The 15,125-nt window shown below is 49.6% G+C and carries 10 protein-coding genes; 2 read left to right on the top strand and 8 right to left on the bottom strand.

What is annotated here, in order from left to right; all coding sequences use genetic code 11:
* Positions 1-265 precede the first annotated feature (265 nt).
* The 8 genes from VN105_RS06100 to VN105_RS06065 all read right to left on the bottom strand — a co-directional run bounded on the left by VN105_RS06100 (position 266) and on the right by VN105_RS06065 (position 13,108).
* Positions 266-1,057, bottom strand: a complete 792-nt coding sequence (locus VN105_RS06100) for a DUF1080 domain-containing protein (RefSeq protein ID WP_325638944.1) — start codon at positions 1,055-1,057, stop codon at positions 266-268.
* A gap of 82 nt (positions 1,058-1,139) precedes the next feature.
* Positions 1,140-2,291, bottom strand: coding sequence for a Gfo/Idh/MocA family oxidoreductase (locus tag VN105_RS06095; RefSeq protein ID WP_325638942.1), 1,152 nt, complete (start codon positions 2,289-2,291; stop codon positions 1,140-1,142).
* Between the two features lie 27 nt (positions 2,292-2,318).
* A complete protein-coding gene (locus VN105_RS06090) occupies positions 2,319-3,359 on the bottom strand; it encodes a sugar phosphate isomerase/epimerase family protein (protein WP_325638940.1) in 1,041 nt (346 codons plus the stop codon).
* A 17-nt stretch (positions 3,360-3,376) separates the two neighbouring features.
* Entirely contained in the window at positions 3,377-4,576 is a 1,200-nt protein-coding gene (locus VN105_RS06085) for a hypothetical protein (protein WP_325638938.1), read from the bottom strand.
* 12 nt (positions 4,577-4,588) lie between these two features.
* Positions 4,589-5,653: an aldose 1-epimerase family protein gene (locus VN105_RS06080; RefSeq protein WP_325638936.1), complete on the bottom strand. Its 1,065-nt coding sequence runs from the start codon at positions 5,651-5,653 to the stop codon at positions 4,589-4,591.
* Positions 5,654-5,682: 29 nt separating this feature from the next.
* Positions 5,683-8,376: a c-type cytochrome gene (locus VN105_RS06075; protein WP_325638935.1), complete on the bottom strand. Its 2,694-nt coding sequence runs from the start codon at positions 8,374-8,376 to the stop codon at positions 5,683-5,685.
* Positions 8,377-8,479: 103 nt separating this feature from the next.
* Positions 8,480-9,961, bottom strand: a complete 1,482-nt coding sequence (locus tag VN105_RS06070) for a RagB/SusD family nutrient uptake outer membrane protein (protein WP_325638933.1) — start codon at positions 9,959-9,961, stop codon at positions 8,480-8,482.
* A 24-nt stretch (positions 9,962-9,985) separates the two neighbouring features.
* A complete protein-coding gene (locus tag VN105_RS06065; protein ID WP_325638931.1) occupies positions 9,986-13,108 on the bottom strand; it encodes a TonB-dependent receptor in 3,123 nt (1,040 codons plus the stop codon).
* Between the two features lie 216 nt (positions 13,109-13,324).
* On the opposite strand from VN105_RS06065, the gene VN105_RS06060 reads away from it, so the two are divergent.
* Together VN105_RS06060 and VN105_RS06055 are read left to right on the top strand one after the other, a co-directional pair.
* Positions 13,325-14,080: an SGNH/GDSL hydrolase family protein gene (locus VN105_RS06060; RefSeq protein ID WP_325638929.1), complete on the top strand. Its 756-nt coding sequence runs from the start codon at positions 13,325-13,327 to the stop codon at positions 14,078-14,080.
* A 1-nt stretch (position 14,081) separates the two neighbouring features.
* On the top strand, positions 14,082-15,104 hold the full coding sequence (locus VN105_RS06055; RefSeq protein ID WP_325638927.1) for a serine hydrolase domain-containing protein: 1,023 nt from the start codon (positions 14,082-14,084) through the stop codon (positions 15,102-15,104).
* The last annotated feature ends 21 nt before the right edge of the window (positions 15,105-15,125 follow it).

Genomic DNA, 15,125 nt, shown 5'->3' with positions numbered 1-15,125 from the left:
CAGGATATCTGATAATGTTTTGCCGTGGAGCTCTTCTGTGGTAAATGTTTTACCGAAATCCCTGTAATACCATGCCCTGGCTTTTTTTATCGGGTCGGCAATGGTTTCGTCCATATCTATGGCAAGCGATAGCTGCATTGTTTCCTGTTTTTTTGTGCAGCTAAGATAATAAAAACCAGAGAGCCTCCGGGATATTTGCTTATTGTAGCCACAAAAAAACGGCTGCAGCGATATTCACTGCAGCCGTTTTTTGTATAGCTCATTATCAAAGTCTTTTCAACATAACATCACGGTATTCCACCTTCATAGGGCCGCCTACGTGTACCTGCACGCCCAGTAAGCCTTTAGACTTTCCATTCACCGTATCGTTATCAGTAACATCGCTCATCAGTACACCATTGATATAGTGCTGGAGGTGGTTACCCTTTACAACGAGCCGGCATTCGTTCCAGTCTTCGCTTTTAATAAGTGTTTGCAGCGAATCGGAGCTACCGAGTGAACCGGTGACCACAGCGGGTGTCCAGGCATTATTTTTCACCCCCTCTTTTAAGGAATCAGTCGCCTGTGGGATAGTGGTGATTTGCCCGCGGTAGGCGAGTGTGGTGCGTCCTCTTTCTTCGTAGTTCTGACCGGTGTAGCGGTTGGCGCCGTCGATATCTGCCTGGTAGCCTTTCAGTGCATGTGGCACGTTATCCACCATCACGCTGCGGTAGTTGATACCGCTGTTGCCGCCGCTGGTGATTTTAAATTGGCAGGTGAGTTCAAAGTCCGCCGGCTGATCGCCCTGCCAGATGAGGAAGGTATTGGTTTTTAGTAACGTTTCCGGTGTTACTTCACCAACAATGTGACCGTTTTCAGCCCGCCAGTGAACAGAATCGCCTTCCCAGCCGTTCAGCGTTTTACCGTCAAAGATCTGTTCGAAGCCTTTATCGGTAGCTGTGCTGTCGCCGGTTTGGCTATCGCCTGTATGACTGCCGCCGGTCTGGCAACTGCCCGCGGTAAACAGCAGGCTGGCTGCGGCTAACGGGAAAAGCAGTGCACTGGTTCTTTTCAGCATAATAGATATTTTAAAGTGTTTAATATTTTTTCGTATATCCCTGGGAGATAGTAAGAGCGTTACGTATAACCGTTGCCGGTAGTTATGCTGCGCCCGTATCTTTCCAGGAACCGGAGGCGGCTGAATCGAGTACTGCCTGACACACCTTTTGGGTTTCCAGTGCTTCCTTAAAAGTAGGAGAGCAGGGTTCGCCGGTTTCCAGGCTCTTCAGGAAGTCGGCAGCCTGGTGTACAAAAGAGTGCTCGTAGCCTATGCCCAGGCCCGGTACCCACCATTTATCCATATATGGCTGGTCGCCGTCCGTTACGTGGATAGAACGCCATCCGCGCACCGTAGAGGCGTCTGCGTTATCGAAGTATTCCAGCCGGTTCAGATCGTGCAGGTCCCAGCGGATGGAGGCATTTTCACCGTTGATCTCGAATGTATATAATGCTTTATGTCCGCGTGCATAACGGGTTGATTCGAAGAGGCCAAGAGAGCCGTTGCTGAAGCGGCACAGGAAGGAGCAGGCATCGTCGATGTTCACCTTTTCCACTTTGCCGGTGAGCTGATGCATGCGTTCCTTTACAAAGGTTTCGGTCATGGCAGTTACATTGGTAATGCTGCCGTTCAGCCACAAAGCGGTATCAATGCAATGGGAGAGCAGGTCGCCCACTACGCCGGAACCGGCTACATCTGCATCCATTCTCCATAGTCCTTCACCGCCCTGCGGCAGGTTGGCGTTAATGGTCCAGTCCTGCAGGAAGTTGGCGCGATAATGAAAAATACGTCCCAGCTTGCCGGAGTCGATGATATTTTTGGCAAGGGTAACAGCCGGCAGCCGGCGGTAGTTGTACCATACGGTATTGGGTACGCCTGCTTTTTCAATGGCGGATACCATGCCTGCAGATTCTTCCAGCGTACGTGCCAGCGGCTTCTCACAGAGGATCATTTTGCCTGCTGCCGCTACGGCGATAGCTATTTCCGCGTGCATATCATTCGGTGTACAGATGTCTACTGCATCAATATCATCACGTGCAATGAGTGCTTTCCAGTCTGTTTCTACGGATTCATATCCCCATTGCGCGGCGAATGCGCGGGCTTTACTTTCTGTACGGGAGCATACGGCTTTCAGCACTGGCTGGTAAGCCAGGTCGGGGAAGAAGTTCTTCACCCGCAGGTAGCCGTTGGAATGGGTTCTGCCCATAAAACCGCATCCTATTAATCCTATCCTCAGTTCTTTCTTTGTTGTCATAGTTTTCACTGGTTATTAATTAAACAACTATTCCTGCCAGCCATGCTGTTGCCTTACAGCCACCATGGCGGCAAGGATATCGTTCCAGGTTTTCTGTTGGGTCATCACGGCATTGGGGAACATGCAACCATCCCAGCAAATATGTTTTACTGCTTTGGTGAGCGTGCCGTTGTCGTCGCGCAGCCAGAATCCTGCATCTTCAGCAATATTGAGTTTGCCGTTGGGATCAGTGGCTAGGCAGTGGCGGCCGGTTTTATCGTGAGAACCGCTGCCATGTACGGTACCGTCGTTCTGAGCTACGTGGAAGTCGATCATCCATGGACGGAGGGCATGCGTGAGTTTCCGTAAGCCTGCCTTCAGTGTTTCACGGTCGCTCCACTCAAAATCGGCTGGCAGTATCCTGTCTTCCGGGCTGTTGTACCCCAGCAGGTACAGGAAGGTATGCGACATATCCGCCTGGAACCCGATGTTGGGGCGGTCTACCGCTTCCAGGGTATCCAGCATGGTTTTCCAGCTGTGCATGCCACCCCAGCAGATTTCTCCTTCTGCGGCCAGTTTCTCTCCGTAGCCGGCGGCTACGTCGCAGGCTTCACGGAAGGTTTGTGCAATCAGCTTTGTGTTAGCGGCGGGGTCTTTGGCCCAGGCTTCCGGACTGCAGGCGGAGTCGATGCGGACTACGCCGTTAGGCCGGATTCCCAGGTCGCGGAGCCGTTTGCCTACATGGCATGCTTTCCGCACCTGTTCTACAAATTTTGCCCTGTCTTCTTTGCTGCCCATGGCAGAGCCCCCACTGGGAGGCCATATCGGCGCTACAAGGCTACCTATTTCAAGATTGTAAGAAGCTACTTTTTCTACCAGTTTTTTCAGGTCATCGTCTGAACTGTCCACAGGCACATGCGGGTCAAATAACCCGATGTCTATACCGTCGAATTTAACGCCGTTCACTGCTGCATTGGCAGTCATTTCCAGCAGCGTATCAAAAGGAATGATAGGTTCAGCGCCGTCACCTTTGCCCACGATGCCCGGCCAGGTGGCGTTGTGCAGTTTTGGATAGTTATTATCTTTCATAACTTTACTTTTAATAATTACAACACGAGGTCGGGATTACCCGGGCCAAAATGTTTCAGCATTACAATCGGATCAGTGGAAGAGTGATTTTCAATTTTCACTCCGGCAGTTGCCGCGGCTTCACTGATAAAGAACTCATCGTTGGTTAACTGCCCGTAACGGATCAGTGCCGGCGTATCAATATCCCACACACCCATTTTACCATGGCCCTGCATGAGGATAATACCGTAAGCGGCGCTGTCTTTGATCACTACAGTGGCGCCGGGAGCAATGGTCAGCTCCTTGGCGCTGAAAGCGTCCGACTTATAACATACCCAGTTTTCCGTATAACCTTCACCGTTAGCAGCCGGTTTAGGCGGCATGAAACGGTTCTGGAACTGGTTGGGGTCTACGTTCAGCTCCCAGTCGATCACATCCATCAGCGCATCATAATCGCCAATGCTTTCCTTCGGCGTACCGTTCCAGAGCAGTACTTCGGGAACAATGGCTTCGTTTACGAGCGACTGGTACATGGCGAATACATCGGAAGCTTTCTGCGGCTCATAAGTACACAGGCTGCCCGGCGCATGTAACAGTCCCGGCGGAACATCCCATCCGGTACCAGGTTCCAGGCGGTACGCCTGCGAGTAATTGGTGATCTTGTTATCTCCTTTGGTAAAGTTCATCAGGCATTCCTTTATCTGTTCGCGGGTAGTACCAGGGGCAATACCCATGAAAGTATAAGGGAAGTCGCCGCCATGATTGTTCAGTTGCGGCGGAAAGTAATAGGCTTCCGGTTTACCGGCCTGACCAATCAGCGCTGCTTTTTCATCGTTGTGGTGAATATGGTGGGGGAGCGGTCCCATGTTATCAAAGAACTTGGAATACATCGGCCAGGCGCCATAAGTATCCCATAAACGTTTCCCGATCAGTTTATCTTTTAATTCGCTGATGGCATCTTTCAGCAAAAATTGCTGTGTGCCGCTGCCATCACCGACTACCACCATGCTTAAACCTTCATGTTCGCCTGTTAACGGGCCGTTCTTTGCGGGGGTGGTGGATGATAGCCAACGCTCATCGATACCGCCCCTTTCGCCTCCCAGTACGTAATAATCGTCCGGGTGTAATTTGATCCGCCGTCCTGGCACACAGAAAGATCTGGGCACCCAGTTCGGTGCCAGTCGGAGAATCCCTTGTCCCTGTTCGAGTGCTTTTTCTGCTAAGCTTGTTTTTTCCATGAGCTTTGATAATTATAAAAGATCAGTGAGAAATGATTTGATTGTTTTGTTGGTATCTAACAGGTCGATGTGCAGTTCATATTCCCGGCGTTCGCCTGGTTCCATGAACAGCAGCGTACCTTCGCGCCGGGCCTTTGCCTGCCCTGTGGGCGGGTGCGTACCGGGTTCCAGTCCCATTACATATTCGCCTTTGCCCCAGTGCTGCCAGTTGGTGAGCACGGGCAGCTGTGCTTTTTTAAACCGCAGTGAAAACACCAGTTGCAGCGCGGCGTTGTGCACCCCGCAGGTACACCATCCGTCTGCATCTGCTACGGGGTCTATAATAGCGGCTTCTTCACCGCCGCCGGCATGACTGTCGAGCGGCGCCAGGCATTTTTTATAATTGTGATCCGCATTAAAAATGTGATCGGGGTTACCTTCCCTGGAAACCCAGCTTCCTTTCCAGCAGATATCCGCGCCTTCATCCACCAATGGCCATCCGAAATTAAAGTGGTACAGCAGCATATGAGGCGCGGTGATATTTCCCCGGTTGATCACTTCATCATGTACCCGGATCTCTGGTTTACCCAATGTGCCGGAAATGGTGCGTTTCAGCACCAGTTTAGGACCCAGCGCACTGGTTTGTTGCATGATGCCGGTGATGCTCATTTCCATCTGACCGGCCACGGGATCGGGCTGTATCACGGAAATGATTTCTGCCGGTGTATTACTGATCGGACCATGCAAACCACGTTCTCCATATTCATCGGTTTCAGGGCCGCCTACATGCATCAGTCCGCAGGTGGTGATCAATCCACCGCCAAAGGTTTGGAGCCAGTCCAAACCTTTGTTCGCCCCGCGGGTGGGTGCAGTAATTCCGCCATGACTTAACCAGGCCAGGCTATGCTGATGATAAAATGCATCTGCAATATCCATGGCCCGGTCAATGACCACTTTATAACGTAACCCGGTACCGGTATTGATCCAGGCGATGCGGGTGCCTCTTCCGGGGCCATTGTCCAGTACCGCCGTTTCTATACCTCCCAGTTGAAAATGATTCGAGAGCTTATGTTGCCATGACTGATTATTCAGATCCATCCGCGCGTTATTTATCTTCCGGAAAAAAATTATTTCTTACCCAGCTGTTTAGCAGCAAGGAACACAGAATCCTGTTTGTTGCCGCCGGATTTCAGGTAAGCCATCAGGTCTCTCAGTTCATCTTCATTCAAACGGTTGATCAACCCCGGCAGCATCACAGAAACTTTAGATGCTTTGGTACCTGTTACATCTTTCTTCAGCAGTTCGCGCTGGTCTTGTGTAGCAAAAGGATTTTGTGAGATAACATATTTCTCTTTATCCTGTGTTACCAGGCGACCTACTACAGTGCTGCCATTTTTTAAAGAGAAAACAGTGGCCTCGTATTGATCAGAGATGGTTTTACTTGGTTCGATAATCGCTTCCAGGATGTCTTTGTTGGAAAAACGTGTACCCAGCTGCGTTAGATCCGGTCCGGCTGTGCCGCCTTCGCCGCGCATACCATGACAGGAGCTGCACAATGAAGTAGCAAACATAGCGCGGCCCTGTTCAAAATCGCGACCGGTAGTGGCGCTGTCTACTACTTTAAGCGCTTCTTCCAGCGTCCATCTTCTGCCTGGTCCTTTTGGCTGCGCGAAACCGGCTGCCATGTTACCACCGCTTTTCAGCAACGAATCGCCGGAAATTTGGTTGAAGTGTGCAAAATCTTTTTTAGGCACATTCTCCAGTGCATTTTTACGGGCGTTGTTGATGAACCCAATAAAGCTATGACCGCCTTTATAAGTAAATGCGTTATAGAACCAGTTGAAATATTGTTCCTGCAGTTCAGGCGTCCAACCGGTTTTAGCCTGGCTTAATACAGTAGCATACCATGTTTGCTGTAAAGGAGGCATTTTAGATAACATACCGGCAATGTCCAGTCCGTACTGCGGGTTACGCATGATCAGGTCGGCCGATTTCATAGCGGTTTTGGCTGCGGCAGTATCGTCTTTGGCGCTGGCGAGCAACGCCATTGTTTTCTCTACTGAATTAGGTGCATTGATATATACCAGCAGTTTGCTCAGCGATCTGTTAAGATCATTGGTAGCAGCAGGATACTGAGGATCGAGATAAGTGGCCACCTGGGCGGAGAGTGCTCCTTCAGGTTTACCCATACGTACAAACACCAGTTCAAAAGCGCGCAGCAGATCGATCTGCTGGGAAGGCGACAACGACGCATAGTTAATAGTCATCAGTTGCGGAAGCAGCAGTTTTTCTACATTTTCCTTGCCCTGACGCGCCAGCGCTATGGTTCCCTGGATCAGCGTTTCAGGATCTTTTTCCTGTAATACTTTATTCTGCCACTGGCTTACCGGTTGATTTTCGATCGCAATTCTTGCTGCAAAGCGGATAAAGCGGTCGCTGTGCTTCAGGTAAGGCCACGCAAAATCAACAGCACCTTCTTTGGCGCCACCGTGATAGGCTTCCAGTTGTTTGCGGATATTGGCGGCTTCTGTAGGAGGCGTAGCGGCTAGTGGTTCATTACTTTCTTTATTGTCTTTATAATACACGCGGTACAGATCAGACTCCAGGCGGCGGCCACCTGTAAGGAAGTAGAGTGCGCCATCAGGGCCGATCATACCATCGGTTAATGGTAATGGCGAACCTGACAGAAATTCTTCTGCACCGGCCCTGTAGGAAGCGCCATCAGGTTGTAAGCTGATGGCATAGATAATACCAAAGCTCCAGTCGAACGCAAATAATGACTTGCGGTATTTCTCCGGGAACCTGGCATTACCGCCGTAGATCAGGTTGGTAGGGGAGCCCTGGCCAATGTTCAGCAGCGGTGGTAAGTTATCCGGGTAGGTGGGCGACCATTTCTCCGTACCGGGACGCCATCCGTATTCGCTGCCGCTGGTTACCTGGCAGATGCGGGTAGGGCGGTACCAGGGGGTACCAAAATCCCACTCCATATCTGAATCGTAGGTGAACATATCACCGGCATCATTAAAGGTAAGATCAAAAGGATTGCGGTAGCCGGAGCTGATCAGCTCCCAGCTGGAACCGGTAGAGTCGATATGCGCAATCCATCCGCCATGTGTATTTACCGTATTGTCGTGACCGTTAGGGTCTTTGATAAACGGCAATACGTTATCGATGTTCCAGGATGGAGGTACCTTGTAATTATTCATCTCGGGAATCTTGGTAAAGTTACCCGCAATCACATAGATGGACTTTTTATCCGGAGATAATACGATGCTGTGAGGACCGTGTTCTCCTTCACCGTCCAGTGCTTTCAGCAGTGTGATCTTGTCGAACTGGTCATCGCCGTTGGTATCCTGCAGGCGATACAAACCACTGCCTTTATCGAAACGTTCATCACTGTTGTGATTCACCATTACATACAGGCTGTTGAATGCATAGAGCAGTCCCTGTGCATAGCCCATCGATACTTTCTGCGTAGAAGTATCGTTGCCGATGCGGAGCTGTTCAATTTTCAGTTTGGCGGAATCTTCCCCTACTGCCGGTAGCTGCAACCGGTAAAGAAAACCATATTGATCGGACACGATCATGCGGCCTTTGGTATCGAAGGTCATAGACACCCAGGAGCCCTGCTTGTTATCGCCGGGACTGTACAGTCGCTCTGCCTTAAAGTTATCAGGTAATTTTAAGGCGTCGATCTTCGGATTTCCTGTCGGCTTGTTCTCTGACGTTGAGTCGTTCCCGTTATTACAGGCCACACCGGTGATAAGAACGGTGGAAACCAGCAGCAGCAGCGGAAATACTCTTTTACGTAACGTGGTCATAATATAATCTTGAATAGGTTCCTGAGTTGATAGGTTGTCCGGGATGGACGTTTACTATAGCTGAAGTAATATAGTAAACGTTTTCCCGTTTTTCTAACTTTTTTTACCAGCCGGTATTTTGTGCAAATCCATTCAGTCTCACTTCTCTTTCAGGAAGCGGGTATAACAACTGGTAAGTCTGGATGTTATAGGAAGCGGGGCTTAACCTCGACAACCTTTTCTTTTCTTCAACACCATGCGCGGTCATTACAGACATTGCTTTACCGGTGCGGAGCAGCTGGTACCAGCGGTTGTCTTCAAAAGCAAGCTCCACGCGTTCTTCATTGAATACGGCATCGCGTAAAGCTGCCTGGCTCATGGCAGGCAGTTCTTTCAGACCGGCGCGTTTACGCACGGGATTGATATACTGCAGCGGATCACCGTTGCCTGTTTCGTTGATCGCTTCTGCCAGCATCAGCAATACCTGTGAGTAACGGTATACCGGCCAGTTTTCGTTGGCGCGGCCATCCAGCGCATATGGCGGATGATAGAATTTTTTGATGAGCGGCAACTTTCCGCCAAAGGCAACCGATTCAGCAAAGGCGGCATTGGTAGGACTATCGTACATATAAATAGAAGCGTCCTTTCTTTTGTCGCCTGCTTCATATGCGTTCACAATACTTGGCGTAGGTATGTTATTGCCGCCAAGGTTGCCATTAAAACCGGTAAGATCTTTTTTACCGTTGCGCGGGCCGAAGACGAAAATATAATTGCTGCTTTCTGTTTCCATGCCGGAATTATACTGTACGGCAAAAACGGATTCCGGATTATTTTTCTTTGCAGGATCAAAATTATCTGCATAGTTATCCACCAGTGAATATCCTAATGTAGTAACCTCTTTCAGGGTAGTTGCCGCTTTGGCAAAATCCTTTGTGGTCATGTACACATCACCCAGCAGCGTTAATGCGGCGCCTTTTGTAGCCCGGCCGGTTTCGGCGGCGGGGTAAGTGGCGGGCAGGTTAGCGGCAGCTTCTGTAGCATCTGCAATGATCTGCGCATATATATCTTCTACGGATGCCTTGTTGGGGGTTAAAGCTTCCTCCGGGCTGGTTACTTCCTTCACCAGCAACGGCACACTGCCGAAGAGGCGTACCAGGTGAAAGTAGTAGAGCGCGCGGAGGAACTTCGCTTCCCCGAGATACTGTTTTTTAGTTGTTTCATTTGAAAACGTTACACCGTCGATACGGGTAATGACTACATTGGATTGTTGAATGTTTCTATATAGTTGAGTCCATACGTTATTTACGTAGTTGTTGGTGGGCGTAATGAGAAATTCATCTATTTCTTCCCGTTGCTGTGCCCCGCGGTCACTTTCGTCGTACTGGTAGTTGGTATTATCCGCCCTCATTTCCGACATTGCCCAGTAGTCGCTTACATATAATTCCTGCAGCGTGCCATAGCAGCCGTTTACGGCACGTAGTATCTGCGCTTCGGTTTTGTAGTAATTTGATCCGCTGGAGAATGAGTTCGGCTTTACATCCAGCATGCTGGTGCAGCCATTCATAGCAATGGCGAGTATGGCGATATATGATATTTTTCTTTTCATGTTGCTGGTCTTTTTAATACTGAATTAAAAGGTGAGATTAGTGCCCAGGGTAAAGATTCTTGGAACCGGGTAGTTGGAATAATCTACACCTGGTACCAGGGCGCCACTTCCGCCTTTCCCGATGTAATTGGTAACCTCAGGGTTGCCGCTGTATTTAGTAAAGAGCAACGCATTCTGCACGCTGGCATAGATCCTTGCGCTTTGTAAAAATCCTTTTCCTGCAGGGAAGCTGTATCCCAGTGCGATATTTTTCACCCATGCATAGTTATTCTTTTCAATGGTGAGTGAACTAACATCGCGGTACATTACCCTGCCACGGCCGGAACCATTGGTAGTAGGTACTTTACCGTTGCCTGGATTTTCTTCTGATCTCCACCTGTTGGCTACATCTTTTCTTACGTTGAATACGCCATCGATGTTGCCGTTGTAGTCGTTGGTGGCATGAAGCCTGTCGGCTCCGTTGGAACCAACGATCAGTATGCGCAGGTCAAATTTTTTGTAGTTGAGTGTATTCGTCATACCCCAGGTGAATTTGGGATAGGGATTACCGATGATGGCAAAATCTTCCCGGGGGTTGATCACACCGTTACCGCTGATATCCTTGTAGCGGATGTTACCGGGAATAGCGCCGGGAAATGCAGGGCCTTTGTCTACTTCCGACTGGTTCTGGTAAATGCCGTCAAATACGTATCCGTATAACATGGCCAGCGGTTTACCCACCATGGTAACGTTGGTAGGGTTACCTTCACTGCTGTTACCGGAATAGATAGGCGCATTATCGGTACCCAGTTTCAACACTTTGTTCCGGTTGAAGGAGATGTTAAAGTTGGTGGCCCAGGTAAATGATTTGGTTTCTATGTTCCGGGTGGAGATACCAATTTCCAGTCCTTTGTTTTCCATGTCGCCTTTGTTCTCGGTCACATTACCGAACCCGCTGGACTGTGGTATTTCCACGTTTAACAGGAGATCCTGTGTATTTCTTTTATAAGCGTCAATAGTGAGGTAGATGCGGTCTTTCAGCAATCCAACGTCAACGCCTATATTCAATTCACGCATTTTTTCCCAGCCCAGTATCGGGTTGCCGAGGGTGTTCATTACACGGCCGCCGGTGAGTGAGCCACCAAGTACATAATCGGCCGTACCGATGTTACTCATGTAGGAGTAGTTACCGATGTTGAAGTTACCTGTGAAACCGTAGGAGGCTCTTAATTTCAGGTCGCTGAAAAGCCTGGAGCTTTTCATGAAATCTTCCTGTGAAATACGCCAGCCGAGGGCTACAGAAGGGAAGGTACCCCAGCGGTTATCGGGTCCGAACCTGGAAGAACCATCGCTTCTCACGGTAGCAGTTACCAGGTATTTATCTTTATATGCGTAATTTATCCTGGCCAGGTAAGAGAGCAGTGCCCATTCCGTTTTATCGGTACCACCGGTGATGGTGGCTGCTGCATTCAGTGTTTTTATATCGTCGTCCGGGTAGTTGGCGCCGTTAAAGCCGCTGTACTGCTCTTTCTGCGACTGTACAGAATAACCGAGCAAGCCGGTGAAGGAATGGCCATTATCTGTAGTGTGCTGGTAAGTAAGTGTATTTTCATTCAGCCAGTTCAGGTATTCCCCGGTTGCGAAGTTGCCGGAAGGAATGCTGGGCGGCGCCGCATTTTCGTTGGCAAGGGTAGAGGGCCGGAAATATTCATTGCTGCCCTGTTGATAATCGACGTTAAAAGTAGATTTGAATTTCAGCCCTTTGATAATTTCGTATTCACCGTAAGTATTAAATAAGATACGGCTGCTTTTGGATTTGTTGGTGCTTTCATTCAGTACCATTACCGGGTTGGCAAGGCCAAAAGTACCGGGGCTCTGTATGTAGGCGTTATACGATCCGTCAGGATTGTAGATAGGCTCAATAGGGCTGGCGGTTCCCCATGTTTCGGCTCTTCCTTCTCCTACAGCGCCGCTTTTACGGGTGGTATAAGAAGGGGCAATGTTAAAGCCGACTTTTAACCGGTCGGTGAGGTTGGCGTCTACATTGGCACGCACGCTGAAGCGCTGGTAGCCGGTATTGATGATCACCCCGTCCTGGTTGAAGTAGCCGGCGGAAATATAAGTCCTGATCTTATCGGTACCGCCGCTTACGCTCAGGTTTATTTCCTGCATGGGGGCGTTACGGGTGATGGCCTCAAACCAGTTGGTGCCTTCGCCGATCAGTTCCGGGTGCCGGTAAACTTCCGGGATATCTGCATCGGTTGGTTCACGGTGTTCAGTGAAGCGGATATTATCTTCTATAGCTTCTTTCCTGAACTGTGCAAATTCCTGGCCGTTCATCAGGTTAGGCCGTCCTTTTTGTGGAATGGCCTGTATACCGTAATTGGCGGTGAGCTGCACGGTAGGGATGCCGGAGCTGCCCCGTTTGGTAGTGATCAATACCACACCGTTGGCGCCCCTGGAACCATAGATAGCAGTGGCCGAAGCATCTTTCAATACGGCCATGGATTCAATGTCCTGCGGGTTGATCGCATTCATCGGATCAGATACCTGGTCGGAAGAAGTGGACAACGGGTAGCCATCCACTACATACAGCGGCTGGCTGCCGGCGCCCACGGCGCCGATACCACGTACCTGTACCTGCGGGCCACCACCGGGAATACCATTGGAAGTACTTACCTGGATACCGGCTATCTGGCCGGCCAATGCCTGGTCGGGGCCCGCAATGGGCATGTCTTTAACATTCTTCATGGAAACAATTCCCACAGATCCTGTTACATCTTTTTTCTGTTGCGTACCATAGCCTACTACCACTACCTGGTTAAGCACTTTGTTGCTGGGTTCCAGCTGTACGCTGATGCGGGTGCGCGTGCCTACATAGTAGGTTTTGCTGCCATAGCCAATAATACTGAAAACAAGCGAGTCTGACGTGCCGGCGGAAATGGTGTATCTGCCATTAGCGTCGCTGAATGCACCCTGGCTGGTACCTTTAACGCCAACGGTTACACTGGGAAGCGGTGAACCGGTTCCGGCATCGGTTACCTGTCCGCTGATGTTATTCTTTTGTGCATAGGTGAAAGTGCTGATGAATAACAAGGCAGAACAAGTGAAGCCAAAACGTATCAGGCAGGAAGATCCTTTTTGATAAAGGATGGAAGTTCTGATCATAACGAGTGGAATTTGGTTTGATGAAACGGCATTACATTACGGAAATAAATTTAGCGGAAGAATAATACATTCCTGTCCTGTTGCGTCCTGTACTGTCCTGTACTGTCCTGTATCAGGCACGCTAACTGCCCGCAAAGAGGCGTTTGTAAAAGCCGGAAAATATTGTTACTTTCCGTTGCATTTTATTAGAATGCAGACCGTAAAAAAATCTGATGTATGATCATGAACAGAAAAAGCCTGAAACTGGTAGCGTTGTTTGCCATGTTAGGCACTGCGGCTTTCGCACAGAACACCACTGATGCTGATGCTGCTGCAAAAGAAAAGAAGCAACGCGAGGAGCTGATGAAACAGGATTGGGCCTGTTTAAAATGTTTCCAGGAAGCGAACACCCGGGTGGCCGCTCCGAAACCCGGGGAACAACGCGTGGTTTTCATGGGAAATTCCATTACCATCGGGTGGAGTAACCTGAACCCGGAATTTTTTGAAGGCAAACCATATATCAATCGTGGTATCAGCGGACAAACAACTCCGCAGATGCTGATCCGCTTCCGGCCGGATGTTATTGACCTGAAACCCAAAGTGGTGGTGATCCTGGCAGGCACCAACGATATTGCGGGAAATACCGGCTATACCCCCGTGGAAACAATCTTCGGCAACATAGTATCTATGACGGAACTGGCTAAGGCCAACGGCATTAAAGTGGTGTTATCATCTGTATTACCTGCATTCGATTATCCATGGCGTAAAGGACTGGGGCCGGTAGAGAAGATCGCCGACCTGAATGAACGTATTAAAAACTATGCCGTTAAAAATAATTGTGTGTACCTGGATTATTACACGCCTATGGCCGATGAAAGGAAAGGGCTGAAAGCCGAACTGACATCTGATGGTGTTCATCCCAATAAAGCCGGCTACCTGGTAATGGGACCATTGGCGGAAAAAGCAATAACCACCGCGTTAAAAAAGAAATAAATTGAAAACACTTTCATTCATTTTTGCAGGGATCCTGGCGCTGGTAACCAGTATGGTGGCTGCACAACAGCCTCTTTCCGCCAGGCTGGATTCCCTGCTGGCCACCAAAAGTCCCCGTGAGTTCAATGGCGTGGTGCTGATTATGCAGCGTGGTAAAACACTGTATGCAAAAAGCCATGGCTATGCCAACCGCGAAACCAAACAGACGCTGAATATCAATGATCCGTTCATCATTATGTCTGTTACCAAGCAGATCACTGCCGTACTGGTATTACAGGAAGTGGAGAAAGGACACCTGCAACTACAGCAAACACTGCATGCCTGTCTTCCTGACATTAAAGACAGCTGGGCCGACAGCATTACCATCCACCAGCTCCTGAATCATACTTCCGGTGTCCGGTGGTTTGATGAACCACTGGCTTTTCCCCCGGGAACACAATACGCCTACTCCAATTTTGGCTACTCCCTGCTGAAATCCGTATTGGAACACAGTACCGGTAAAGCCTATACGGAACTGGCGGAGGCCCTCTTCAGAAAGTATGGCATGAAGCATTCCGGTATCACGAGCCATATGCATGCCGTGCAAGGCTACCGTGAAACTCCGTCGGGAAGCCTGGAAGCGTGTACTGATACCATCCCCGACTGGCACTATGCCGGAGCAGGAGTGGTATCTACAGCGCATGACCTGGTACGGTGGAATGAACTGCTGTATGGCGGGAAATTGCTGAACGACAGCAGCTACCAACTGATGACACATGCCTGGCAGCACCGGCAGCACACAGTATATGGTACCATGGGAACCGGCTATGGGATTGTGCTGAGCGATGATAAGCAGGAGATGGGACACACAGGGTACATGGCGAACCCAGGATTTACGCTGATCAACTTTTATTACCCGGCTACCCGTACCAGTCTTGTAGTAATGGAGAATGTAGGATACAGGGAAACGGATATCCCCAGGGCTTATGCCTTTGAAAAAAGTATCCGGGAAATATTACTGCCTTATGTTATAAAGCACCAATAACAAGTGTTTACATAATTCCAC

Source organism: Chitinophaga sp., from assembly GCF_035564935.1.
Taxonomy (GTDB): Bacteria; Bacteroidota; Bacteroidia; order Chitinophagales; family Chitinophagaceae; genus Chitinophaga.
This window is presented reverse-complemented; position numbering and strand designations above follow the sequence as displayed.

Coding starts and splice junctions, on each gene's coding strand:
- VN105_RS06065 (WP_325638931.1), bottom strand. CDS start 13,108: ATGATCAGAACTTCCATCCTTTATCAAAAAGGATCTTCCTGCCTGATA.
- VN105_RS06095 (WP_325638942.1), bottom strand. CDS start 2,291: ATGACAACAAAGAAAGAACTGAGGATAGGATTAATAGGATGCGGTTTT.
- VN105_RS06085 (WP_325638938.1), bottom strand. CDS start 4,576: ATGGAAAAAACAAGCTTAGCAGAAAAAGCACTCGAACAGGGACAAGGG.
- VN105_RS06075 (WP_325638935.1), bottom strand. CDS start 8,376: ATGACCACGTTACGTAAAAGAGTATTTCCGCTGCTGCTGCTGGTTTCC.
- VN105_RS06070 (WP_325638933.1), bottom strand. CDS start 9,961: ATGAAAAGAAAAATATCATATATCGCCATACTCGCCATTGCTATGAAT.
- VN105_RS06080 (WP_325638936.1), bottom strand. CDS start 5,653: ATGGATCTGAATAATCAGTCATGGCAACATAAGCTCTCGAATCATTTT.
- VN105_RS06090 (WP_325638940.1), bottom strand. CDS start 3,359: ATGAAAGATAATAACTATCCAAAACTGCACAACGCCACCTGGCCGGGC.
- VN105_RS06100 (WP_325638944.1), bottom strand. CDS start 1,057: ATGCTGAAAAGAACCAGTGCACTGCTTTTCCCGTTAGCCGCAGCCAGC.
- VN105_RS06060 (WP_325638929.1), top strand. CDS start 13,325: ATGATCATGAACAGAAAAAGCCTGAAACTGGTAGCGTTGTTTGCCATG.